Origin of the sequence: Xylanibacter rarus (assembly GCF_001275135.1) — a bacterium.
GTDB classification, from domain to species: Bacteria; Bacteroidota; Bacteroidia; order Bacteroidales; family Bacteroidaceae; genus Prevotella; species Prevotella rara.
Map to the genome: position 1 here is coordinate 40,921 of NZ_LFQU01000018.1, position 21,969 is coordinate 62,889.

25 protein-coding genes are annotated in these 21,969 nt (G+C 50.5%); 17 read left to right on the plus strand and 8 right to left on the minus strand.

The window, feature by feature from the left end; translation table 11 throughout:
- The first annotated feature begins 319 nt into the window (after positions 1-319).
- Both ACU52_RS09725 and ACU52_RS09730 read left to right on the plus strand, forming a co-directional pair.
- On the plus strand, positions 320-1,021 hold the full coding sequence (locus ACU52_RS09725) for a DUF6088 family protein (protein ID WP_004309978.1): 702 nt from the start codon (positions 320-322) through the stop codon (positions 1,019-1,021).
- Between the two features lie 9 nt (positions 1,022-1,030).
- Positions 1,031-2,047, plus strand: a complete 1,017-nt coding sequence (locus tag ACU52_RS09730; RefSeq protein WP_004309977.1) for a nucleotidyl transferase AbiEii/AbiGii toxin family protein — start codon at positions 1,031-1,033, stop codon at positions 2,045-2,047.
- A 43-nt stretch (positions 2,048-2,090) separates the two neighbouring features.
- Here the strand turns inward: ACU52_RS09730 and mobC are convergent, their stop codons facing one another.
- Genes mobC through mobA form a run of 3 tightly spaced genes read right to left on the minus strand, consistent with a single transcriptional unit; the run spans position 2,091 to position 5,794 of the window.
- Positions 2,091-4,100, minus strand: coding sequence for a conjugal transfer protein MobC (gene mobC / locus ACU52_RS09735; RefSeq protein ID WP_007478174.1), 2,010 nt, complete (start codon positions 4,098-4,100; stop codon positions 2,091-2,093).
- An 18-nt stretch (positions 4,101-4,118) separates the two neighbouring features.
- Complete coding sequence (gene mobB / locus ACU52_RS09740; RefSeq protein WP_007566686.1) at positions 4,119-5,387, minus strand: conjugal transfer protein MobB; 1,269 nt, start codon at positions 5,385-5,387, stop codon at positions 4,119-4,121.
- A complete protein-coding gene (gene mobA, locus ACU52_RS09745; protein WP_004309974.1) occupies positions 5,372-5,794 on the minus strand; it encodes a conjugal transfer protein MobA in 423 nt (140 codons plus the stop codon). Before mobA ends, mobB begins: the two co-directional genes overlap by 16 nt.
- 561 nt (positions 5,795-6,355) lie before the next feature.
- Between mobA and ACU52_RS09750 the strand changes: the two genes are divergently transcribed.
- The 15 genes from ACU52_RS09750 to ACU52_RS09820 all read left to right on the plus strand — a co-directional run bounded on the left by ACU52_RS09750 (position 6,356) and on the right by ACU52_RS09820 (position 17,816).
- A complete protein-coding gene (locus tag ACU52_RS09750) occupies positions 6,356-7,138 on the plus strand; it encodes a ParA family protein (RefSeq protein ID WP_028728951.1) in 783 nt (260 codons plus the stop codon).
- A gap of 1 nt (position 7,139) precedes the next feature.
- On the plus strand, positions 7,140-7,568 hold the full coding sequence (locus tag ACU52_RS09755; RefSeq protein ID WP_007478184.1) for a DUF3408 domain-containing protein: 429 nt from the start codon (positions 7,140-7,142) through the stop codon (positions 7,566-7,568).
- A gap of 2 nt (positions 7,569-7,570) precedes the next feature.
- Positions 7,571-8,200, plus strand: coding sequence for a hypothetical protein (locus ACU52_RS09760; RefSeq protein WP_007478186.1), 630 nt, complete (start codon positions 7,571-7,573; stop codon positions 8,198-8,200).
- Positions 8,201-8,370: 170 nt separating this feature from the next.
- Positions 8,371-8,667 carry a DUF4134 domain-containing protein gene (locus ACU52_RS09765; protein WP_004308755.1) on the plus strand — a complete coding sequence of 99 codons (297 nt, stop codon included), beginning with the start codon at positions 8,371-8,373 and terminating at the stop codon, positions 8,665-8,667.
- A gap of 10 nt (positions 8,668-8,677) precedes the next feature.
- Positions 8,678-9,040, plus strand: a complete 363-nt coding sequence (locus ACU52_RS09770) for a DUF4133 domain-containing protein (protein ID WP_053398659.1) — start codon at positions 8,678-8,680, stop codon at positions 9,038-9,040.
- Positions 9,037-11,550, plus strand: a complete 2,514-nt coding sequence (locus ACU52_RS09775) for a TraG family conjugative transposon ATPase (protein ID WP_007566701.1) — start codon at positions 9,037-9,039, stop codon at positions 11,548-11,550. Before ACU52_RS09770 ends, ACU52_RS09775 begins: the two co-directional genes overlap by 4 nt.
- A gap of 11 nt (positions 11,551-11,561) precedes the next feature.
- The gene (locus tag ACU52_RS09780; protein ID WP_007566703.1) at positions 11,562-12,188 is read left to right on the plus strand and encodes a DUF4141 domain-containing protein; all 627 of its coding nucleotides are present in this window, start codon (positions 11,562-11,564) and stop codon (positions 12,186-12,188) included.
- 19 nt (positions 12,189-12,207) lie between these two features.
- Positions 12,208-13,203, plus strand: coding sequence for a conjugative transposon protein TraJ (traJ, locus tag ACU52_RS09785; protein WP_007845741.1), 996 nt, complete (start codon positions 12,208-12,210; stop codon positions 13,201-13,203).
- A 20-nt stretch (positions 13,204-13,223) separates the two neighbouring features.
- Entirely contained in the window at positions 13,224-13,847 is a 624-nt protein-coding gene (gene traK / locus ACU52_RS09790; protein ID WP_004308760.1) for a conjugative transposon protein TraK, read from the plus strand.
- A 4-nt stretch (positions 13,848-13,851) separates the two neighbouring features.
- Entirely contained in the window at positions 13,852-14,148 is a 297-nt protein-coding gene (locus ACU52_RS09795; protein ID WP_007845742.1) for a TraL conjugative transposon family protein, read from the plus strand.
- Positions 14,126-15,457, plus strand: a complete 1,332-nt coding sequence (gene traM / locus ACU52_RS09800; protein WP_016662216.1) for a conjugative transposon protein TraM — start codon at positions 14,126-14,128, stop codon at positions 15,455-15,457. Before ACU52_RS09795 ends, traM begins: the two co-directional genes overlap by 23 nt.
- 33 nt (positions 15,458-15,490) lie before the next feature.
- Positions 15,491-16,426, plus strand: coding sequence for a conjugative transposon protein TraN (gene traN, locus ACU52_RS09805; protein ID WP_053398660.1), 936 nt, complete (start codon positions 15,491-15,493; stop codon positions 16,424-16,426).
- A 3-nt stretch (positions 16,427-16,429) separates the two neighbouring features.
- On the plus strand, positions 16,430-17,011 hold the full coding sequence (locus ACU52_RS09810) for a conjugal transfer protein TraO (protein ID WP_007845747.1): 582 nt from the start codon (positions 16,430-16,432) through the stop codon (positions 17,009-17,011).
- Between the two features lie 13 nt (positions 17,012-17,024).
- Positions 17,025-17,483: a DUF3872 domain-containing protein gene (locus tag ACU52_RS09815; protein ID WP_004329653.1), complete on the plus strand. Its 459-nt coding sequence runs from the start codon at positions 17,025-17,027 to the stop codon at positions 17,481-17,483.
- Positions 17,484-17,495: 12 nt separating this feature from the next.
- On the plus strand, positions 17,496-17,816 hold the full coding sequence (locus tag ACU52_RS09820; RefSeq protein WP_004327301.1) for a hypothetical protein: 321 nt from the start codon (positions 17,496-17,498) through the stop codon (positions 17,814-17,816).
- A 203-nt stretch (positions 17,817-18,019) separates the two neighbouring features.
- Here the strand turns inward: ACU52_RS09820 and ACU52_RS09825 are convergent, their stop codons facing one another.
- From ACU52_RS09825 to ACU52_RS09845, 5 genes are all read right to left on the minus strand, one after another.
- The gene (locus tag ACU52_RS09825) at positions 18,020-18,502 is read right to left on the minus strand and encodes a DUF7258 domain-containing protein (protein ID WP_053398661.1); all 483 of its coding nucleotides are present in this window, start codon (positions 18,500-18,502) and stop codon (positions 18,020-18,022) included.
- Between the two features lie 11 nt (positions 18,503-18,513).
- On the minus strand, positions 18,514-18,735 hold the full coding sequence (locus ACU52_RS09830) for a DUF3873 domain-containing protein (RefSeq protein ID WP_005924228.1): 222 nt from the start codon (positions 18,733-18,735) through the stop codon (positions 18,514-18,516).
- A gap of 77 nt (positions 18,736-18,812) precedes the next feature.
- The gene (locus tag ACU52_RS09835) at positions 18,813-19,346 is read right to left on the minus strand and encodes an antirestriction protein ArdA (protein ID WP_053398662.1); all 534 of its coding nucleotides are present in this window, start codon (positions 19,344-19,346) and stop codon (positions 18,813-18,815) included.
- A 633-nt stretch (positions 19,347-19,979) separates the two neighbouring features.
- The gene (locus ACU52_RS09840) at positions 19,980-20,510 is read right to left on the minus strand and encodes an ORF6N domain-containing protein (protein WP_053398663.1); all 531 of its coding nucleotides are present in this window, start codon (positions 20,508-20,510) and stop codon (positions 19,980-19,982) included.
- A gap of 84 nt (positions 20,511-20,594) precedes the next feature.
- A complete protein-coding gene (locus ACU52_RS09845) occupies positions 20,595-21,824 on the minus strand; it encodes a site-specific integrase (protein ID WP_008648492.1) in 1,230 nt (409 codons plus the stop codon).
- Positions 21,825-21,969: the final 145 nt, after the last annotated feature.

Here is a 21,969-nt window from a genome sequence, read left to right on the forward strand (position 1 = left end):
AAATCTCCAACTGTTGGTTGGAGATTTAAAACGGGTACAGACCGAAGTTAATCGCTTGCTTTAAACGAGCCATTTGTGAGCCATTTGTATATATTGTTTTCGGCTTATAATCAACAGTTTTACAAAAATCGCATTATACTTGTGAGCCATTTGTGAAGCGTTTATGAAGCGTATGGCAAGCCTTTGATTGAGTTTCCGTTATTCTCCTATTATCAGGTGACACGACAAAAAGAAAACATCTTCGGCAAAATCTTTGTTATGTTTTTGCAGGTGATTACATAATATACTATCTTTGCATATAGAAACAAAGGACATAAATATGGCTTCATTCAGAAAAGAGATACTTGGGCAGATTGAACGGATAGATACCGGGCGTATATTCACGTTCCGGGATTTATCGTTTGAAACGGAAAAGACCGCCAATGTTGCGGTGCTACTTTCCGAACAGAGCCGCAAAGGGGTACTGGTACGGGTTGAAAAGGGGGCGTACTACCGTCCCAAGAAATCAGTGCTGGGGCTGGGAAAGCTGCCTGTCTATCAGGATGAACAGTTCCGCTACCTGACTGAAAAACTGAACGGCTATATCACGGGGGCTTACATCTATAACAAAATGGGGCTGACCGAACAGGTAGCCACAACCATAACGATAGCCACTCCTAACCCGGTTCGCCGTTTCCGTTTCAAGAACTTGGATATAGAGTGCGTGAAAGCCTACTGCATGGTCTATCCGGATGAAAGCCTTGTCCCGTACTTGCGGCTGCTCGATGCGATAAAGGATATGAAGCGCATACCCGGAACAACCGGGCAGGACATCTACAACCGGGTCAAAAGCCAATATTTCAACGGGTACAGCCTGCCGGAACTGGAAAAAATCGTATCTTTGGCGAAAAGTTACCCGCCACGTGTCAGAAAGGTGGTGGCGGATATACTGGGCGACATCAGACAAACCGTATTGCAAACGGAAATGGCAAAGACCATTCTTCCCACGACACGGTTCAACTTGGATTATAAAACAGCATAGGACAGAAATATGAATTTACATTCGGACAAGGAAGCGTTCAAGGAAATCATCGCACTGGCGGCTGACCATTTCGGCTACGAGCAGTCGCACGTGGAAAAGGATTACTGGGTATCGAAGATACTGCGGGATATTTCCATGTCCGAATATGCGGATAAGACCTACTTCAAAGGCGGAACTTCACTTTCCAAAGCCTACGGGCTGATAGAACGTTTCTCGGAAGATTTGGACTTGTTCGTGTTCACGGGTGATAAAGGTGCGTCCAAGCAGGCAGAAAAGACATTGAACAAGAAACTTTCCAAATACATAGCCGAACTCAATAGTGACATATACAAGGAAGATTTGTCGGAAACGGGCGGTAATTACCGTAAACTGTATTTCTCGTATGACAATGTATTTCAAGGCGTGGGACTGAAAGAACATTTGGAAGTAGAGATAAAATCCTGTGACCTGCCGGACAAAAAACTGATGTTCTACCCGGCGGACAAGCGGGTTATCAAACCGATTGTGACCGCCTTTCTTGAAAGCATCGGGCAAGAGGAACTGATAAGCACCTACGGGCTGGAAAGTTTTGAAACGCAGTGTATCAACCCCCGAAAGACTATCTGCGACAAGGTTTCAAGGCTGGTAAAGCTGTCTTACAATGAGGATGCAGCCGCACTGTTGGCAAAGCATATCCGTGACGTTTACGACTTGTCGGCACTCTACCACAATCAGGAATATAACGATTACCTACATTCGGAAGATTTCTTGGATGCCATGTACCGGGTGACGATAGAGGACGGACTAAATAAAAACTCCCGTTCGCACTTGTCGCTGGCTGATGCACCGATATTCAAGGATGCCGAAGCGGTCATGGCGTTACCCGAAGTGGCTACGGCGTACACTACCGATTTGAAGAAACTGACTTTCGACAAAAGCAAGATGCCGCCGATAGGCAAGGCTGTGGAAGCATTGAAGAACCTGCACGAAATATTAGTGCGTTTTGAAGCCTACCGCACCAAAAAGCAAAATGAAGAACAACCGTAAAGCTACATCGGCTGTTCTTCACTCCATACATTATTATATATAGCTATTCTTCCTCCTTAATCAAGTGGCATAACTCCGGGTCGTTCTTAATCCGGGTTATCTCGTCCTCGACTATCTGCCTGACTTCCTGACGGATGCGGTCATAGTTGGCTTGTATCTCCTCCTGCATCCGGTCGTTGCCGTCCTTGTCGGTGAAGTCGATAATCTGCGGCAACTTCACGTAATGGGCGGTTTCCCGCTTCACCTTTTCGTTGTCCACCACGATTTCGCAGTGGAAAATCTTCTGCTCTATCCGTTCATCGAAGTTGTCCGCCACAGCACCCACGAACATACCTTGCGTGAGGTTGGATATTTTGCTGGCGGGTATCAGGCTGTCCATTTGGGTGCTTATCGAGGTGGATTTTTCCCGTTGGTTTATCGTCATGCTCTGCCGTTTCTGCAACACCTTTCCGAAACGCTCGGAAAGGATTTTCGCCGTTTCACCGACTACTTGACCGCTGAACACGTTACCCACAGTATTTTGGATAACCCGGCTTTCCTTGTCCCCGTAATCACGGGTAAGCTGGCTGTAATCCTGAAAGCCTAACAGAACCGCAACCTTGTTGCTTCGGGCGGTGGCAATCAAATTATCCAACCCCCGAAAATATATAGTTGGTAATTCATCTATTATCACCGAACTTTTAAGCTGACCTTTCTTGTTTATCAGCTTCACGATACGGGAATTATATAATCCCAGTGCTGCCGAGTAGATATTTTGGCGGTCAGGATTGTTGCCGACAACCAGTATTTTAGGCTCTTTCGGGTTGTTGATGTCAAGTGAAAAATCATCGCCCGTCATTACCCAGTAAAGGGCGGGTGAAATCATCCTTGAAAGCGGGATTTTTGCACTGGCAATCTGCCCCTGCAACTGTTCAACTGCCGAACTTTCCCAAGCGTCCACGAACGGGGAAAGGTAATTTTCCAGTTCGGGATAACTGCGCAAAATCGTGAATACATCAGCGTATTTCTTGTTCAACAGTTCTATGGCATGGGGAAACGTGCAATACCTGCCGCCTTGATAGATGCGCAAATACCAAATAATGGCTGCAAGCAGGATAATCGGGCTTTCCACGAAGAAGTCGCCCTGCTTGCTTATCCAGCTTCGATTGAGGTTAAGCATAATCGTGTAGCTGGCTTCATAAGCATCCGCAATGTCCGACATGAAGCTGGCGTTTATAGGGTTACATCGGTGGCTCTTGCGTGGGTCGTCAAAGTTGATAACGTAAAATTTCGGCTTGACCTTGTAGCCGTCCAAGTGGTTAAGCAAATGATTGTAAGCGATTTCCGAAAGGTCAGGAAACTTATAATCATACAGGTAGAGCGCAAAACCTTTCTCGATTTGCTGTTTTATGTAATTATTTACTACTGCGTATGACTTCCCGCTGCCCGGCGTTCCTAACACGATGCTCGCACGAAAAACGTTTACAACGTTAATATAGCCATTGTTCCACTTCTTCTTATAGTAGAACCGGGTAGGCAGATTTACAGAATACTCGTTCTCGATAAGCCTTGTTTCCTGCTGGAAACTTTCGTTCTCGGTATTAAAGACATCATCCATGAGGTTGTTTTTCAATAACCGGGACATCCACGTACCCGCCATGAGCATACAGATATAGCCCGCCGACAGCGTGGCGATATAAAACACAGTGTCCGCCGTATGTGGCAGCGGAAGTTCCAGCAGCCACCAGTTCAGGAAAAACAACACGACACCCGCCGCAAGGCTGCAATGTATCTTCGCCCACGTTATCTTTTCCTCTTTCACGCCCTTAGTGCCGATACACGACAGGGCGAGGAACACCACCGAAAATAGTTTTGTCCATAAGATAGACGAGAACAGCCCGGTGGTGCGCTGGAAGTTCCACAGTATCTTGTCTATCACCTCAAACGTCACTCCCCATTCTTTCAGGGTGGAGTAACAGAACCAGTACACGTTTATTCCCACGAATAGAATACTGACAGCCCGCATAAAGTCCATGACCCTTGCAAGCCCTCTCAAATCATCTTCCTGTTGCATGATTGTAATGTTTTTAAGTTAGTTGATGCGCCTTGTGCGCTTCTTTTTCTTCTTTCTCTTTTGGCGGTCGGTGTCCTGCGGCTCGTCACCGCCTGATGCACCGCCGCCCAGCAAACCGCCGAAAGCACCCAGCACGGAAGCCATGCCCGAAACGATGTCGGCTTTCGGCGTGAAGCCCGGCTGTTCCTGATGCGTGGGCTGGTCTTGCTGCGGTGCTGCCACTTCGGACTGGTGTATCTTTCCGGTTTCGCCCGAAAAACGTTCGTTGAACACGTTCGCCGAATACTCCTTACCCAAGCGTGAACCGTTCAGCACCACCCGGCTGTCGTGGTCGATGAACGTAACGCCATAGATGCGCCCGTTGTCGTTCTGACGGAATACCACATCAATGCCCTGCTTCTTTAGCTGTCGTTCCAGTTCCTTGCGGCTGCGGGCGGTCTGCATGGCAGTGGCTACAATCTTCCGGGTGCGCTCTTTCAGTTTCCCGTTCTTAATTGCTTCGCCCGATTTCTCCATTCTGCGCTGCACCGCTTCATAACCTACCGACTTGCCGATGCGGGAAGCCTTTACCGGGTTGCCCACCTTTTCGCCCTTGTCGTTCATGGCGGAATAGACAATGCCCTGATAGGGCTTGCCGTTTATCTCGCCTTTGACTTCCTCGGCGCACACGTTGTAAGCGGCAAGCAAAGCCTTGTACTCCCCGAACGACTGGAAGCGGTAGCCATAGCAAGCCGCTTTCACGGTGTTGCCGATTTGGTGCTTCACGTCCCCGGCGGCATAGTCCACCTTTTTAAGTTCGGGGCGTTCGGCACGTTCCTTTCGTTCTGCCGGGTGCAGGTTGTATTTCTGCTCCAGTTCACGGGTGATTTGCTTGCTGCGCCGATGCTCGAACTTGTCATTCAGCGGCTTGCCGTTCTCGTCCACCCGCAACCCCACGATGTGGATATGGTGGCGGTCGATGTCGGTATGCTTGTACACCAGATAAGGCTGGTCGCCATAGCCCAACTTCCGCATATACTCTTTGGCGATGTCGGAAAGCTGCCGGTCGGTCAGCACGTCTTCCGGGTGCGGGTTTATGGAAATATGAAGTATCGGCTTCTTGGTGGATAGCTGGACGGGCATCTGCATTTCAAAGCTGCGCATACACTCGCCGATAGAGAAATTCCCGTCCTCGCCCAACAGCATCCGGTTGGAGAAAAGCACCTTTGCTTCCCCGCTGTCCACCTTGTTTTGGTTGTATGCCAGTGCGCCGAACATATTGCCGCCCGTGCTTATTTTGGCAACCATAGTTCCCTGCACTCGTTTGTCAGGTCGATAACCTGACGGTTCAACACAGCCAGTTCGGTGGTCGCTTTCTCCAGTTTATAGAGAAAAGCCAGTGCCTTTTTCTCCGAAAAGTTACTATTCAGAGCCTTTACCACTTGGTTGTAATTGACCGCAACCGCCCGGAACTGGGCATAAAATTCGGTCAGCCGGGCGCAATATTCTACTGCCGATTTGTCCACTTTCACCACCCGGAACGGCTCGCCGAACAGCCGGGCGGCGATGAAACGGGACTTGCTCGTGACGCCCGACTGCTCCCATTGCGAGAGGAAGCGGGCATTCTCCCGGTCGTTCAGGTAAAGGACATGGCGATGCTTCGCCGGGTCTGCGAGGGCGGGGCGACCGCCCTTGTTGGTTCTTCTTGTTTCCATGCTTCTTTGGATTAAAAAATTACGACTTCGGAGTGATTTTTACCCCCGACAGGGGCAAGGCGTTTTCAGGCACGGAAAACGGTTCTATGTGCCATAGAACACACCTTGCTATTTTCTGACGAAAATCGAAATCCGTCACGGACGGATTGGGGTTAGCGTGGAACGGTAAGCCCAGCCATTCACCAGCCCTGTTTTACACCTGCGCCCCCTGCGGTTCGTTACTCCGCTGCAAAGTAACGGTGATTTATAATGCTGTAAAATAGGTGGTTGGTGGACAAAACGGGACAGCGCAGGACAAATCGGGACAAGGTTTTCAGGGGACGTTTTTTCTCCCTTTTTTTGCATCGGATTTCAATATTGAAAGCAAGATTGAAAGAAATATTCCAATCAGGAAAGAATGATTGAAAGCAGGATTTCAATAAAACATGATTGCAGGATTTCAATATTTCAAGAAAGAATGAAAGCAGGAAAACAAGATTGAAATAAAACAGTCTTTCAATATTTCAAGATTGCAATATGGAAAGAATGATTGAAAGCAATAAACAAATCTATCAACCAATAATGAACGGAAGCAATATGGAAAACGAGAAAACACCCCTTTATGTCGCCTTTTCCACACAAAAGGGCGGGGTCGGCAAAACCACCTTTACCGTGCTGGCGGCGAGTTACCTATACTACCTCAAAGGCTACAATGTGGCGGTGGTCGATTGCGACTACCCCCAGCACTCCATTGCCGGGATGCGCAAGCGGGATGCCGAGCAGGTCGGGGCGGATGAAGATTACAAGCGCATGGCGTATGAACAGTTCACCCGGCTGGGGAAGAAAGCCTACCCGGTACTGTGCAGTTCGCCCGAAAAGGCGATTGCAACGGCTGACGGATATATAGCCGCCGGACACGTGCCGGATATAGTGTTTTTCGACCTGCCCGGCACGGTGAACAGCGAGGGCGTGATAAACTCCCTTGCGGGCATGGACTACATTTTCACCCCCATTTCAGCCGACAAGGTGGTGCTGGAAAGCAGCCTGTCGTTCGCAATGGCTATCCAAAAGCTATTAGTGAAGAATGAAGCCTGCCGACTTGCAGGGCTGTACCTCTTTTGGAACATGGTGGACGGTAGGGAGAAAACAGACCTTTACACCGCCTACGACAAGACCATTAAGGAACTGGAACTGCCGCTGATGAAAACCTTTATCCCCGATACCAAACGCTACAAAAAGGAACTGGTGGCGGATAAAAAGGCGGTGTTCCGCTCCACGCTCTTTCCCGCCAGCCGCCCGTTGGTAAGGGGAAGCAACTTGGAAGAACTGATAACCGAAATAGTGTACTACATCAAATTAAAATGATATGGCAAAGCAAAGCGGCGGGATGCCGAAGATAGACGAGGATTTTATGCGGGAACTTATCTCGCAGGGTGTACCCGCCAAGCGGGAGAGCCAGCCGGATGATGAACCGCAGCCCGGCAGCGAAACGGAAACCGCCCACGAGGGACGGCAGGCTGAAACAGTGCAAGTAGAGAAACCGACACCCCGCAAGCGCAAGGGCGGTTCGGGCGACTACCGGGAAACCTACTTTCAGAAAGTGGAACTGGCAGACCGACAGCCCTTGTACGTGAGCCGAACCACGCATGAGAAGCTGATGCGTATCGTGACGGTGATAGGCGGGCGAAAGGTGACGGTAAGCAGCTACGTGGAAAACATTCTGCTGCGCCACTTCGAGCAGTACCAAGACGAGATAAACACCCTGTACGAAAGCCACTTCCAAAAGCCTGTCTGACTATGGTAATCTATTGCATACTTACCGGGCTTTTGGTGTACTACATCGCCCTGTGGCTGTGGTATCGCTACACGGACAGCCGGACATCACCGGGCAAAACGGATGATGCGCCGCTTCCACGAAACGGGGTTTCAGGCTACACGCTGATAGGTGAAAGCCGATACAAGAGCGGACAATTTCAGACAGCGCAGGACAAATCGGGACACCTCCCGCAAGCGGCTGAAAATGATACTATTTTTGCGCCGCAGGCTGACGGACTGCCGGAAGAAACGCCCGGTTACGAGAATGACGAACCCGACTACGAGGACGAGGAAATAGCCGGGTACATGGACGGTGACGATGATACCGGGCGGGCTACGGGCGTGAGCTTTGACGAACTGGGCGAAGCGGTACGCACGGCGAACGCCGACAACCCCACCGAAACGGAACAGCGGCAAGCCGCCGGGACACTGGCAAGGATTGAGGGGACGAACCTCTACGATGCGGTGGTGGAGAACATCAACGGCGGGCTGGCAAAGGTGGCGGAACTGCTGGGACGCAACGAAGCGGAACTGGCTGCGGCTGCTGTCCCTGCCGAAGCTGGCAATAAAAGCAAGGAACACGAAGCGTTCGACATGAACGATTTCCTATAATATAATAATGTATAAGCCTGACAGCATGAAACAGCGTGATTACGGTTGATTGGCAACCTGAAAACCAAACAGACAAACGGGACTATCCCCGACCACTAAAATTTCAAATTATTCACCAGCCGGGAAAGGCGGACTATCCACCCGCCGCCCGGCATTAAAAACAAATCACAATGAGAAAGAAAATCTTCTTGTCGGCGGCTATACTTGCCGCCGTGGTAAGTGCCTACGCACAAGGAAACGGGCAGGCGGGCATCACCGAAGCCACGAACCTAATCACCGGGTATTTCGACCCCGGAACAAAACTGGTGTACGCAATCGGGGCGGTCTGCGGCTTGATTGGCGGGGTAAAAGTATATAACAAGTTTTCAAGCGGCGACCCCGACACCTCAAAGACCGCCGCCAGTTGGTTCGGGGCGTGCATCTTCCTGATTGTAGCCGCCACTATCCTGCGCTCGTTCTTCCTCTAAACCTGCGGCTATGTCTGACGAGTTGTTGAGGGCTAAGCCCGAAAAATATCAGGTAAACAGGGGTATCGGGAAGCCCGTGGAGTTCAAGGGGCTGAAAAGCCAGTACCTCTTTATCTTTTGCGGCGGCTTGCTCGCCGTCTTCGTGGTGTTCATCGTCCTGTTCATGGCGGGCGTGAACCAGTGGCTATGTATCGGTTTCATCGTGTCGGCTTCGCTGCTGCTCGTGTGGCAGACGTTCCGGCTCAACGCCAAGTACGGCACGCACGGGCTGATGAAAGCCGCCGCACGCAAACGGCATCCACACTTCATTATCAGCCGAAAGGCGATACCCCGATTATTCACCTACAAAAAAAGAAAGGAAGAAAGACCATGAGAAATATGTTAAAGGCTACCACGCTGGAAAGGAAATTCCCCCTTTTGGCGGTGGAGAACGGCTGCATCATTTCAAAGGATGCGGACATAACGGTGGCTTTCAGGGTGGAACTGCCCGAACTGTTCACCGTCACCAGTGCCGAGTACGAAGCCATACATTCGGCATGGTACAAGGCAATCAAGGTGCTGCCCGACTACTCCATAGTACACAAGCAGGACTTCTTCATCAAGGAGAACTACCAGCCCGACACGGAAAGGGACGAGCTTAGTTTTTTAAGCCGCTCCTTTGAACGGCACTTCAATGAACGCCCGTTCCTGAACCATTACTGCTACCTGTTCCTGACAAAGACGACAAGGGAGAGAAGCCGCCGACAGAGCGACTTCTCCACCCTATGCCGGGGCAGGATTGTACCGCAGGAGATAGCCGACAAGGAAGCGGCGGCAAAGTTCATCGAAGCGGTCGGGCAGTTTGAAAGGATTATGAACGACAGCGGGTTTGTCACCCTTACCCGGCTGGCGGCATCGGAAATCACCGGGCAGGACGGAAAGGCGGGCATCATCGAGAAATACTTCTCGCTATCGCAGACAGATACCACCTGCCTGAAAGACATCGGGCTGTACCCGGAAGAAATGCGTGTCGGGGACGACATACTGTGCCTGCACACGCTTTCGGACGTGGAAGATTTGCCCGGAAAGGTCGGGACGGACACACGGTTTGAGAAGCTGTCCACTGACCGGAGCGACTGCCGACTGTCATTCGCCGCCCCGGTGGGCGTGCTGTTGTCGTGCAACCACGTCTATAACCAGTTCATCTTCATAGACGACCACGCCGAAAACCTGAAGAACTTCGAGCAGACCGCCCGGAACATGCAATCGCTCTCCCGTTATTCCCGTGCCAACCAAGTGAACAAGGAATGGATAGACGAGTACCTGAACGAAGCGCACAGCAAGGGGCTTGTATCGGTGCGCTGCCACTGCAACGTCATGGCATGGAGTGACGACCGGGAAGAACTCAAACGCATACGCAACGATGTGGGAAGCCAGCTTGCGCTAATGGAGTGCAAGCCACGCCACAACACGGTCGATACGCCCACGCTCTTTTGGGCGGGCATACCCGGAAACGAAGCGGACTTCCCCGCAGAGGAAAGTTTCTACACGTTCTTGGGGCAGGCTCTCTGCCTGTTCGTGGAAGAAACGAACTACAAGAGTTCGCTTTCGCCGTTCGGCATCAAAATGGTGGACAGGGTGAGCGGTCGCCCGCTGCATATCGACATATCGGATTTGCCCATGAAGAAAGGCATCACGACCAACCGCAACAAGTTCATACTTGGGCCGAGCGGGTCGGGTAAGTCTTTCTTTACCAACCACATGGTGCGTCAGTATTACGAGCAGGGGGCGCACGTGCTGCTGGTAGATACGGGTAACAGTTACTTGGGGCTGTCCCAGCTTATCCACAACCGCACGCACGGCGAGGACGGGATTTATTTCACCTACACCAACGAGAACCCGATAGCGTTCAACCCGTTCTATGTCGAGGACGGGGTATTCGACATAGAGAAGAAAGAGAGCATCAAGACCCTTATACTCACCCTGTGGAAGCGGGATGATGAAGCCCCGAAGCGGTCGGAAGAAGTGGCGTTGTCAAACGCCGTGAGTGCCTATATCGAACTGACAGGCAAAGACCGTTCGGTAACGCCCTGCTTCAACACGTTCTACGAGTTTGTCCGGGATGATTACCGCCGACAGCTTGAACAGAAGAACGTCAGGGAAAAGGATTTTGACATAAACAATTTCCTGAACGTGCTTGAACCGTACTATCGTGGCGGTGAGTACGACTACCTGCTGAACTCCGACAAGGAACTGGATTTGTTGCACAAACGCTTCATTGTCTTTGAGTTGGACAACATCAAAGACCACAAGATTTTATTCCCGGTAACGACTATCATCATCATGGAAGCCTTTATAAACAAGATGCGCAAGTTAAAGGGAATAAGGAAGTTAATACTAATCGAGGAAGCGTGGAAAGCGATTGCATCGGCGAACATGGCGGACTATATCCGCTACCTCTACAAAACCGTCCGAAAATATTTCGGGGAAGCGATTGTAGTCACGCAAGAGATTGAGGATATTATTTCTTCCCCTATCGTGAAAGAGAGTATCATCAATAACTCGGACTGCAAAATCCTGTTAGACCAAAGAAAATATCTCAACAAGTTTGACAGCATACAGAACCTCTTGGGACTGACCGACAAGGAGCGTTCGCAGATATTGTCTATCAACATGGCGAACCACCCCGGACGGAAGTACAAGGAAGTTTTCTTCTCGCTGGGCGGCACGCAGTCGGCGGTGTACGCCACAGAAGTTTCATTGGAAGAATATTACACCTTCACGACAGAGGAAAGCGAGAAAATGGAACTGTTCGCACTTGCCGACAAGCTGGGCGGCAACCTTGAACTGGCTATCAAGAGGCTTGCAGAAAGCAAACGTAATCCCCAATCATCAACAACTTAAAAATCAGGAACATGAAAAGAACAATTCTCCTTATGGCGGTATGCCTTTGCTTCATCGGCAACGCATCCGCACAGTGGGTGGTGTCAGACCCCGGCAATTTGGCACAGGGCATCATCAACACCACCAAGCAGATAGTGCAGACTTCCACCACAGCCAAAAACACGCTGGACGGCTTCATGGAAGCGCAGAAGATTTTCCAGCAGGGAAAAGTCTATTACGATGCGCTCAAAGCGGTACACGATGTTGTCAAGGGCGGCATCAAGGTGAAGAAGTCCATTGAACTGGTGGCGGAAATATCCGAAATCTACGTGCGAAACTACCAGAACATGCTGGCTGACCCGAACTACACGCCGGATGAACTCACCGCCATTTCAGCCGGGTATGCCAAGCTGCTCTCCGAAAGTGCGGACGTGTTGCAGGACTTGAAGAATGTAGTGAACGTGACGGGTATGTCGCTGACGGATGCCGAAAGGCTGGCGGTAATCAACAACGCCTACAAAAGCCTGCTCAACTACCGCAACCTCGTGAACTACTACACCCGAAAGAACATATCCGTGTCCTACCTGCGGGCAAAGAAGAAGAACGACACAGACCGGGTGCTGGCTCTTTACGGCTCGGCGGATGAACGCTACTGGTAACATATAAATCGGTATGCCTATGTTATTAGCAGCGGTGGATTTTGACAACCTGCACCAAGTGTTGCGGGTGCTGTACGATGAAATGATGCCCTTGTGCAGCAACATGACGGGGGTAGCCAAAGGGATAGCCGGGCTGGGAGCTTTGTTCTATGTAGCCGCCAAAGTGTGGCAGTCGCTCGCACGTGCCGAACCCATAGACGTGTACCCGCTCCTGCGTCCCTTTGCGCTGGGGCTGTGCATCATGTTCTTTCCCACGTTCGTGCTGGGGACTATCAACACGGTGCTGTCGCCAGTGGTGAAAGGGTGCAACCAGCTTATGGAAACGCAGACTTTCGACATGAACGAGTACCGGGCGCAGAAAGACCGACTGGAATATGAAGCCCTGATGCGAAGCCCCGAAACGGCTTACCTCGCATCGGACGAGGAATTTGACCGACAACTGGAAGAACTGGGCTGGTCGCCCTCCGACATGGTGACCATGACGGGCATGTACATGGACAGGACGGCTTATAATATAAAGAAGTCCGTCCGGGACTGGTTCAGGGAGTTATTGGAAATGCTCTTTCAGGCGGCGGGGCTGATTATAGACACGCTGCGCACGTTCTTCCTAATCGTGTTAAGCATACTGGGTCCGCTGGCGTTTGCGATTTCCGTCTATGACGGTTTCCAAAGCACACTGACCCGGTGGATTTCACGCTATATCTCCATTTACCTGTGGCTGCCCGTGTCGGACTTGTTCAGCAGCGTGCTGGCACGCATACAAACCCTGATGCTCCAAAAAGACATCGAGCAGCTTTCAGACCCGGATTTCATCCCGGACGGGAGCAGCACCGTGTATATAATCTTTATGATTATCGGCATCGTGGGCTACTTCACCATTCCAACGGTGGCAAGCTGGATAGTGTCGGCTGGCGGTACGTCTGCCTATAACCGCAACGTGGCACGGGCTGGTTCAATCGCCGGGGCTGCGGTCGGTGCGGCAAGCGGGAAAGTAACCGGGAAACTACTCAAATAACCAACATCAATATTTAGTATATGGAATTTAAGTCATTAACGAACATCGAAACGAGTTTCCGGCAAATCCGGCTCTTTGCGCTGGTATTCATCTGCCTGTGCGCACTGGTGACGGGCTTTGCCGTGTGGAACTCGTACAGCTTCGCCGAGAAGCAGCGGCAGAAGATATACGTCCTTGACAACGGCAAAAGCCTGATGCTGGCACTCTCGCAGGACATGGCACAGAACAGACCCGTGGAAGCGAAGTCGCATGTGCGGCGTTTCCACGAACTTTTCTTCACCTTATCACCCGAAAAGGGGGCTATCGAAAGCAACATCAAACGCTCGTTGTTTCTCGCCGACAAGACCGCTTTCAACTATTACAAGGACTTGGCGGAAAAGGGCTACTACAACCGGGTGATTTCCGGAAACGTCACGCAGACGGTGGAGATTGACAGCGTGAAGTGCGACTTCGACCAGTACCCCTACAAGGTGAACACGTATGCCCGCCAGTTGATTGTCCGGGAAAGCAGCCTGACGGTGCGAAGCCTTGTCACCTCGTGCCGGTTGCTTAACGCCACACGGAGCGACAACAACCCGCACGGCTTCATCATCGAAGCGTTCACCATTACCGAGAACAAGGATTTGCAGACCATTAAAAGATAGCCTTATGGAGAGAAAACGAAACCACATCGAAAAGGTGCGGGACTGGGCGGACGACCGCCTGCGCCGGATGTGCGGACGGATTACGCCGGGCAAAAGGCTGGCGGTTATCCTCCTGATGTTCTTCTTTTTCGGCGGCTTGTCTATCTACATCACCGTTTCATCAATCTACAATATCGGGAAACGGGACGGGCAAAGGCTGCAAATAGAACACATCAGACAACTGCCGTTGCACGGCAATGACACAACCCAAAGTATCAACCCGTTAAACAGACCGCAATATGGAAGAAGTACAGAAGAATGAGAACGGCACGACCGCACAGCAGGCGGACGGGAAGCCGAAAAAGGAAAATAAGCCCAAACGGGAACTTACCCCGCAGCAGGTGCAGCAGCGCAGGAAAATGATAGTCTTCCCGCTGATGTTCCTTGCCTTTGCAGGGTGCATGTACCTGATATTCGCACCCTCCGGCAAAGAGGACGTGAATGTGGAAAGCGTGGGCGGCTTCAATGCCGACATACCCCTGCCCGCAGAGGACGGGATTATAGCCGACAAGCAAAAGGCTTACGAGCAGGCGGTGACAAGCCGCAAACAGCAGGACAAGATACAATCCTTGCAGGACTTCGGTTTCACGCTGGATGATGATACGGAAGAACCACAAGAGGAAATCAACCTGCTGCCGGAAGAAGATCCGAAGCCACAAAGGGGCGGCGGTGCTTCTTCAAGGGCGGCTTACCGGGACATCAACCGCCAGTTAAGCACGTTCTACGAAACGCCCCCTGTGGACGAGGAAAAAGAGGAATTGAAACGGCAGGTGGCGGAACTGACCGACCGACTGAAACAGCAGCAGAACGCCACGCCTACGGCTGACGACCAAATGGCACTCTTGGAAAAGTCCTACGAGCTGGCGGCAAAGTACATGAACGGGCAGGACGGACAAAGGGGGCAGATTGCCCAAATACCGACAGCCGGGCAGAACGGCGGCGGTATCGGCACTCCGGCTATTCCGGTGCAGGCTATCCGGGAAACGACCGTTTCGGGATTGCAGCAGCCCATGAGCGATGCCGACTTCATCCGGGCTTACAGCCAGCCACGAAACTACGGCTTCAACACGGCGGTAGGCACGGGGTACGCTATGGGAAAGAACACGGTAGCCGCCTGCATACACCAAGACCAAACGCTGGTGGACGGGCAGGCGGTGAAACTGCGGCTGCTCGAACCCATGCAGGCGGGAAATATCGTTGTGCCGAAGAATACCCTTGTGGCGGGGACGGCAAAGGTGCAGGGCGAACGGCTCGACATACTGGTGTCCTCGATTGAGTACGCTGGCAACATCATCCCGGTGGAACTCGCCGTGTTCGACACGGACGGGCAAAAGGGGCTTTCCGTCCCGTCCTCTATGGAGCAGGAAGCGTTCAACGAAGCTATGGCGAATATCGGAAGCGGGCTGGGTACAAGCATTTCCTTTGCCCAAAGTGCCGGGCAGCAGGTGGCTATGGACGTGACAAGGGGATTGCTGCAAGGAACGTCCGGCTACCTCGCCAAGAAGTTCCGAACCGTGAAAGTGAAGCTGAAAGCAGGCTATAAAGTCATGCTGTATGCCAAACAACAATAACCATTTTATCAACCGTTAAAATTTCAATTAGCAATGAAACAGATTTTTGGATTGTTCGCCCTCTTGCTGGGCGTGTGTGCGGCAAACGCACAAACCGCTGACACCGTGAAGTATGCGGCTGGCAACGACTTGTACCGGGGGATTACCCGGAAACTCCCGTACCGCCAAATGGTTACGCCCTACGGCGTGGAAGTGACCTTTGCCAAGACGGTGCATATCATCTTCCCCGCCGCCGTCCGCTATGTCGATTTGGGAAGCAACCACATCATAGCGGGCAAGGCGGACGGTGCGGAGAACGTAATCAGGGTGAAAGCCACGACAGAGGGCTTTCCGGGAGAAACGAACTTCTCCGTTATCTGCGAGGACGGCAGTTTCTTTTCGTTCAACGCCAAGTACGCCCGTGAACCGGAAATGCTCAACATCGAAATGAAGGACTTCTTGGAGAATGAAGATACGTCCGACTTCTCGCATACCCGGATGAACATCCATTTCCGGGAACTGGGGAATGAAAGCCCGCTGCTGGTGAAGCTGATAATGCAGAGCATCTACAAGAACAATGACCGGAAAGTGCGCCACTTGGGTAGCAAGCGTTTCGGCATACAGTTCTTAATCAAGGGGATTTACACCTATAACGGGATGCTCTACGTGCACACGCAGACAAAGAACAGTTCCAACGTGCCTTTCGACACGGACTTCATCAGGTTTAAGATAACCGATAAGAAAGTGCCCAAACGCACGGCTATTCAGGAAACGGTACTGGATGCGGTACGCAGCTACAACGAGGTGATAGAGATTGCCGGGAAATCGACCGTGCGCACGGTGTACGCCCTGCCGAAGTTCACCATTCCTGACGACAAGCTGCTGGTCGTGGAACTCTACGAGAAGAACGGCGGGCGGCATCAGACCATACGGGTGGAAAACGCCGACATCGTGAACGCAGAAGTGATTGACGAACTCAAAATCAAATAGGGAATGAAAAGACACATCTTTATAATGATGCTCTTTGCGCTGTGCCTGACCTCGTTTCAGGCACACGCACAAAGATACCTGCCGGGCATGAAAGGCTTGCAGGTCACGGCGGGCATGACTGACGGGGTGCATTGGAACGCTGGCAGTGATTTCGCCTACCACATCGGGGCGGCGTACAGCGTTTACACCAAGAACGCCAACCGCTGGGTGATTGGCGGCGAATACCTGCACAAGAAGTATGACTACAAGGATATGCAGATACCCGTAGAACAGTTCACCGCAGAGGGCGGCTATTACCTGAAATTCCTATCGGACAGACGAAAGACCTTTTTCCTTTCATTGGGCTTGTCGGCTCTCGCCGGGTACGAAACAAGCAACCGAAGCGAAAAGCTGCTGCCGGACGGCTCTACCTTGCTGGATAAGGACTGCTTCATTTACGGCGGTGCGCTGACGCTGGAACTGGAAACCTACCTGACCGACCGGGTGGCTCTGCTGTTGAACGCAAGGGAACGGGCGTTGTTCGGCTCGGACATAGGCAAGTTCCACACGCAGGTATCTTTGGGACTGAAATTCATTATCAACTGACCGCTATATAATAATGTATATGAAGAATGTAATGTATAAAATCATCATGGGCTGTTACATCGTGGCCGCCCTCGTGCTTGTCACCGCCTGTAATGACAACTTGGATATTCAGCAGGCGTACCCGTTCAGCATCGAAACACTGCCAGTACCCAAAAGGCTGAAAGTCGGGGAAACCGCCGAAATACGCTGCCGACTGGTGCGTGGCGGCTATTACCAGCCGACTACCTATCAGATACGGTATTTCCAGCCGGACGGCAAAGGAAAGCTGGAAATGGATAACGGCACGGTGTTCCTGCCCAACGACCTTTACCCGCTGGAGAAAGAAACGTTCAGGCTCTACTACACCTCGGCATCGACCGACCAGCAGACGATTGACATTTATATCATCGACAGCTTCGGGCAGATGCAGCAACTTACACTATCATTCAATAATGACAACAGCGAAGAAGGAACGGAAACAATAACCCCCTAATAACAAAACGACATGGTAAAAATAGAATTGGATATAGAAGGCATCTCGTGGTACATAGAAACCACGTTGGAAACAGATACAGTTCCGGCAGTAGGTGACATCATCATTGTGGACAAGGACTGTATTTCCGAACGTGACAGTGCTGAATTATGGAAAACGCCGTCCAATCAGGTTTTCAAATGGGCGGACGAAGAAGATGATGCGCCCGTAATGGTATGGTTCGATTGCGAAACGGAAATGCTTGTCACTAAGCGGACATGGAAATATGACATCGAGGAAGAAGAAACCGTGTGCATACTTGGTGTAAAATTTATTCACTATGAGGATTTATAGTTGCGACATCCGTTTTTATCATCCTCTTGGGAAACCGGGTATGGAATGATACGCAAAGCGTAAATATCGGGCAGACAGCCCGCCGGGAAGCATCGGCGGGCTGTTTCCATGATAGGGAAAACGAAAGGCTTCTTTGTTACTTTCTTCACCCGCTGGCAGGCTCACGGAAGAAAGTAACGGCGGCAAGCAGCCGCCGTCCTCTATCAACTGGTTTTAAGGCTCTTTATGGACGTGTATTTCTCTAACCACACCTTTACCTGCTCCATGTTATATTCGCCCGTGATGATTGCCGTATGGTCGTCTATGGCTACAAACCGGACACTTTCATAGCTGTTTACCCAGCCTTGCAGGGAACAGACGCCCCACGTGTCCACATCTTCAAAAACACTGCGGTCTATCCGGCTGATTGGCTCGCCGAAAACTACCGTCATTATCTGAAAGTCCGGTTTGTCCTCCAACAGTTGCAAATGGTGCAGCGTGCCGAACTCGTCTATTTTGCGCCCCCACGCCCACACATCATTATACAAATCATCGCCCCACTGGTGCGGGTGGTCGAAACGGACTTTTACCTCTATGGTGTGTTCGTTTTCTTCTGTGTCCTCGATAACGCCCGTTACCATTAAGCCCGTAAAAATGCACTCGCAACGCCTGCCGATAAGCTCCTTGTTTACTTCTGTCGTTTTCATGTCCCTGAAATTTACTTGTTTATTACTCCGTTCTTCTTCGCTACCCATTCGTCACGCCTGCGGCGGCACTCGTCCAGCGTTTTGGCTACCGTGCTGAAAAGTTCGCCGTCCGTGTGGCGGTAGTCATATTGATAATAAATCTGTCCCCTGAAAGCCCCTAAACGGCATTTCACGAACTTTTCTTCTCCCGGTGTTTGGGTGATGCTTACCCCGTTTTTGTTAAGTGACTGCATGATGTCTTATTTTTTTATGGTTATAAACTTGGTTGTTTTAAGCGGGCAGGGCTTTGACACCCCGCCCGGATTGGTTGTTATGCCGCCCGGAACACAAAGCCGTCATCAAACCAGTAATCGCACATGAACAGGTCACGGGCAAACTGTTTGTAATCGAAATAGGTCTTTGCGAACTCCGGCAGGTCGTAACATTCCTCTACAATTTCATAGGCGAAATCTTCTTCATCGTCATATTCCCCTTGATATTCATCCCGGAAATTCCGTACAAGGTCGTCCGCATCTTCCTCGCCCAAATCATGGCTTTTATAGTTGCACCACACGAAAAAGGCTTCCTGCTCGGTGTCGCTCAAATCCTCCACCGCATCACGCAGGGCGAAGAAGTTTTCAGAAATCCAGCTTTCGTCGATTAAGCCCTCCGGCACGTTCTCCCAGTCCTGAAACATGTATTCCGCATCTTCCTCGTCCTTGTGAAGTTCCCGGCAGGCTTCATAAAATTCTTCCTTGTCCGAATAGTCCGAAAGGTCGAGCCATGCGCCGGACAATGAACCGTTGTTGTACTTGGCATAAGTGCCTACATAAACTTTTGCTTCCGATAATACCTTTGCTTCCATATTGCTGTAATTTTTAAGTTTTTAATTTTATGCGGATTTGAGAGGTGAGGGAGTTGAAGTTTCACTGAACTTTTTTCCTGTTTCCCGTAAATCCGACTTTTTTTTTATGCGTCTTCCGGTCGGGTCGGTCGTTTTCGTTTCACATAGGCGTAAAAGGGTAGTGTTTAGAGTTTGCAAGGTTTTGGGCAAAAAATACCTCGCAAGGCAGGGAAGATTTTTTCGCCAAACCGGAACGGCTCGACCTTGCAAAATCGTGAAGAACACGTAACTACCTTTGCCTATTGAAATGATTAAAACGACTGTCCCGGCTGGGGGACTGCGTAAGAGGAAGATTTACAGATAGGGAAACCGGGGAAAAGTGCCTGTTCTCTTTCATCTTTTAGGGAACACTCCATGCGGGCGGGAAAGGCAAGGGTGTTGTGAGCTTGCTTGCAATACGCTTGTGCGGGTTTCCAACGGCTCTTTTCACGGAATACAGTCAGCCATGCCACGCACGGCTGGCGTTTCGGGGAATGTGCCAGTTGGAAAAGGATATAAAAAATGCGGGTAGTCGGTGGACTGCCCGCAAGGTGGAAGAATGTACTTCATTGGGATATAGTTTGTTAGTCGGAATTTCGTTACCGAAATCGTTACCTATTCGTTTTTGTCACGGTTATAGGTAACGAAACCTACCGGACGGCGTTCTTTCTGTTGTTTCGACTGGCTCAAAAGCTGGGTAAGGGCTTGGTACAGTTCGTTGAACTGCGCATCGGTGCTTACCTCCAGTTCCTCGATGCGTCTTGACAGTTCCTCGTAACCGATTGCCATTTGGCGCATGAGGACGAAAGCCCGCATGATTGAAATGTTTACTTCTATGGCTACTTTGGAGCGGAGAACCGAAGAAAGCATGGCTACGCCCTGCTCGGTGAAAGCCATAGGCATAGCAACGCCGAAGTTGTAAGCAGGGGGTATCACATTTTGTGATACCCCTATGGATAACAGCAAGTTAGCTTCCTCTTGGGTGAGAACAAACATAAAATCACTTGGAAAACGCTCGATATTGCGCTTGACCGCCTGCTTCAAGGCTCGTGTTTCCACTTGGTAGAGTTCTGCCAAATGATAATCGAGCATCACCCGGCAACCTCTGACCTCAAAAATCTTGTTTTGGATAATCTGCAAATCCATAATAGTATATTTTAGGAGATTTAGCAATGTTGGAATAATAGTAAGGACTGGTCACAATTTGTGACCAGTTCCCAATAATCAAGATTACATGGCGACTTCCTTGTAAATTTTCTCGATGCCGACAAACTTCTTGTCAAGCCCCTGCATATCGCTGCCTATCTTGCTGTTGGTGATGCGGGCGTAGATTTGTGTCGTTTCTATGTTTGTGTGTCCCAGCATCTTGGACACCGTTTCAATGGGTACGCCCTTTGACAGCGTGGTGGTCGTGGCGAACGTGTGCCGGGCAAGGTGGAATGTCAGGTTCTTTTTAATACCGCATATATCGGCAATCTCTTTCAGGTAGGCGTTTAGCTTCTGATTGCTGATTACGGGAAGTATCTTCCCGTCCGGTAACTTGCCCTTGTACTTCTTCAAAATCATCTTGGGAATATCCAGCAGGGGAACATTCACGTCCGTATTCGTCTTTTGCCGCTTGGTGATTATCCAAAGGTTGCCGTCAAAGGACTTTTGGATATTCTCCTGCCGCAAGTTGGCGACATCGCTGTATGCCAAACCGCAGAAACAGGAAAAGACGAACAAATCCCTGACGTGTTCCAGCCGTTCGGAAACCATTTTCTTTTTAAGGATGATTTTTATCTCGTCCTCTGTCAGATAACCCCTGTCCACTTTTTCCAGCCGGATTTTGTAGCTGGCGAACGGGTCGCCCACCAGTATGCCGTTGTTACGGGCAATGATGATGATACGCTTGAAGAACTGCATGAACTTGGCGGTGGTGTTGTAGCCGCACTTGCAGGCGGTACGCAAATACAACTCAAAATCGGTAATGAACATCGGGCTTATCTCCTTTATGGATATGTCCGATACGTTGTACTTGCTTTGGATAAATTCAGCGAGGTGGCGGCGGGTCACTTCATACTTGCGGTAGGTCGCTATCGTCTTGGATATGCCCACAAGCTGCTTCACATCGTCATTGTGCTTTTGGAACAATGAAAGGATTGTTTCGTGGCTCTCGCTATGACCTAAAAACTCGTTTTTCACTTTCTCGGCGGTCACGTAGTTGTCACGCCGCTGCATTTCGTGGTAAATGGTATTCAGGGAAGAACGTATGTCGTCCAAAAGGGCGTTTATCCTCCCGGCATCCCTGCCTTTGGCTTTGCCCGCAGCAATGCTCCAGTTGTCGGGCTGGATGCTCTGTTTCGTACTGAACTGGCAAAGTTTGCCGTCTATGGTGATGCGTGCCATAATCATAACCTCGCCGTTTTTCTTTTCAGAACCTTTCTTCAAATAAAAAAGAACCTTGAATGTCGATTTCATAACTCAAAATTTTTAGTTGCAAAATTAGTTTTTACCTCTCGTTTTCGAGTTATGCAGACTATGGACTAATATAGTCATTATCAGGTCATTTATGGACAATTCGTTACCGTTTTTGTCCGGCAGGGAATAGGTAACGATTTAGTAA

What these genes read in the sequence shown, in the direction of transcription:
- ACU52_RS09780 (WP_007566703.1), top strand. Translation starts at nt 11,562, where the DNA reads ATGAAAAGAACAATTCTCCTTATGGCGGTATGCCTTTGCTTCATCGGC.
- ACU52_RS09810 (WP_007845747.1), top strand. Translation starts at nt 16,430, where the DNA reads ATGAAAAGACACATCTTTATAATGATGCTCTTTGCGCTGTGCCTGACC.
- traJ (WP_007845741.1), top strand. Translation starts at nt 12,208, where the DNA reads ATGTTATTAGCAGCGGTGGATTTTGACAACCTGCACCAAGTGTTGCGG.
- ACU52_RS09845 (WP_008648492.1), bottom strand. Translation starts at nt 21,824, where the DNA reads ATGAAATCGACATTCAAGGTTCTTTTTTATTTGAAGAAAGGTTCTGAA.
- ACU52_RS09730 (WP_004309977.1), top strand. Translation starts at nt 1,031, where the DNA reads ATGAATTTACATTCGGACAAGGAAGCGTTCAAGGAAATCATCGCACTG.
- ACU52_RS09830 (WP_005924228.1), bottom strand. Translation starts at nt 18,735, where the DNA reads ATGCAGTCACTTAACAAAAACGGGGTAAGCATCACCCAAACACCGGGA.
- ACU52_RS09815 (WP_004329653.1), top strand. Translation starts at nt 17,025, where the DNA reads ATGTATATGAAGAATGTAATGTATAAAATCATCATGGGCTGTTACATC.
- traN (WP_053398660.1), top strand. Translation starts at nt 15,491, where the DNA reads ATGAAACAGATTTTTGGATTGTTCGCCCTCTTGCTGGGCGTGTGTGCG.
- mobA (WP_004309974.1), bottom strand. Translation starts at nt 5,794, where the DNA reads ATGGAAACAAGAAGAACCAACAAGGGCGGTCGCCCCGCCCTCGCAGAC.
- ACU52_RS09795 (WP_007845742.1), top strand. Translation starts at nt 13,852, where the DNA reads ATGGAGAGAAAACGAAACCACATCGAAAAGGTGCGGGACTGGGCGGAC.
- traK (WP_004308760.1), top strand. Translation starts at nt 13,224, where the DNA reads ATGGAATTTAAGTCATTAACGAACATCGAAACGAGTTTCCGGCAAATC.
- ACU52_RS09755 (WP_007478184.1), top strand. Translation starts at nt 7,140, where the DNA reads ATGGCAAAGCAAAGCGGCGGGATGCCGAAGATAGACGAGGATTTTATG.
- ACU52_RS09765 (WP_004308755.1), top strand. Translation starts at nt 8,371, where the DNA reads ATGAGAAAGAAAATCTTCTTGTCGGCGGCTATACTTGCCGCCGTGGTA.
- ACU52_RS09775 (WP_007566701.1), top strand. Translation starts at nt 9,037, where the DNA reads ATGAGAAATATGTTAAAGGCTACCACGCTGGAAAGGAAATTCCCCCTT.
- ACU52_RS09725 (WP_004309978.1), top strand. Translation starts at nt 320, where the DNA reads ATGGCTTCATTCAGAAAAGAGATACTTGGGCAGATTGAACGGATAGAT.
- ACU52_RS09840 (WP_053398663.1), bottom strand. Translation starts at nt 20,510, where the DNA reads ATGGATTTGCAGATTATCCAAAACAAGATTTTTGAGGTCAGAGGTTGC.
- mobB (WP_007566686.1), bottom strand. Translation starts at nt 5,387, where the DNA reads ATGGTTGCCAAAATAAGCACGGGCGGCAATATGTTCGGCGCACTGGCA.
- ACU52_RS09825 (WP_053398661.1), bottom strand. Translation starts at nt 18,502, where the DNA reads ATGAAAACGACAGAAGTAAACAAGGAGCTTATCGGCAGGCGTTGCGAG.
- mobC (WP_007478174.1), bottom strand. Translation starts at nt 4,100, where the DNA reads ATGCAACAGGAAGATGATTTGAGAGGGCTTGCAAGGGTCATGGACTTT.
- ACU52_RS09770 (WP_053398659.1), top strand. Translation starts at nt 8,678, where the DNA reads ATGTCTGACGAGTTGTTGAGGGCTAAGCCCGAAAAATATCAGGTAAAC.
- ACU52_RS09835 (WP_053398662.1), bottom strand. Translation starts at nt 19,346, where the DNA reads ATGGAAGCAAAGGTATTATCGGAAGCAAAAGTTTATGTAGGCACTTAT.
- ACU52_RS09750 (WP_028728951.1), top strand. Translation starts at nt 6,356, where the DNA reads ATGAACGGAAGCAATATGGAAAACGAGAAAACACCCCTTTATGTCGCC.
- ACU52_RS09760 (WP_007478186.1), top strand. Translation starts at nt 7,571, where the DNA reads ATGGTAATCTATTGCATACTTACCGGGCTTTTGGTGTACTACATCGCC.
- traM (WP_016662216.1), top strand. Translation starts at nt 14,126, where the DNA reads ATGGAAGAAGTACAGAAGAATGAGAACGGCACGACCGCACAGCAGGCG.
- ACU52_RS09820 (WP_004327301.1), top strand. Translation starts at nt 17,496, where the DNA reads ATGGTAAAAATAGAATTGGATATAGAAGGCATCTCGTGGTACATAGAA.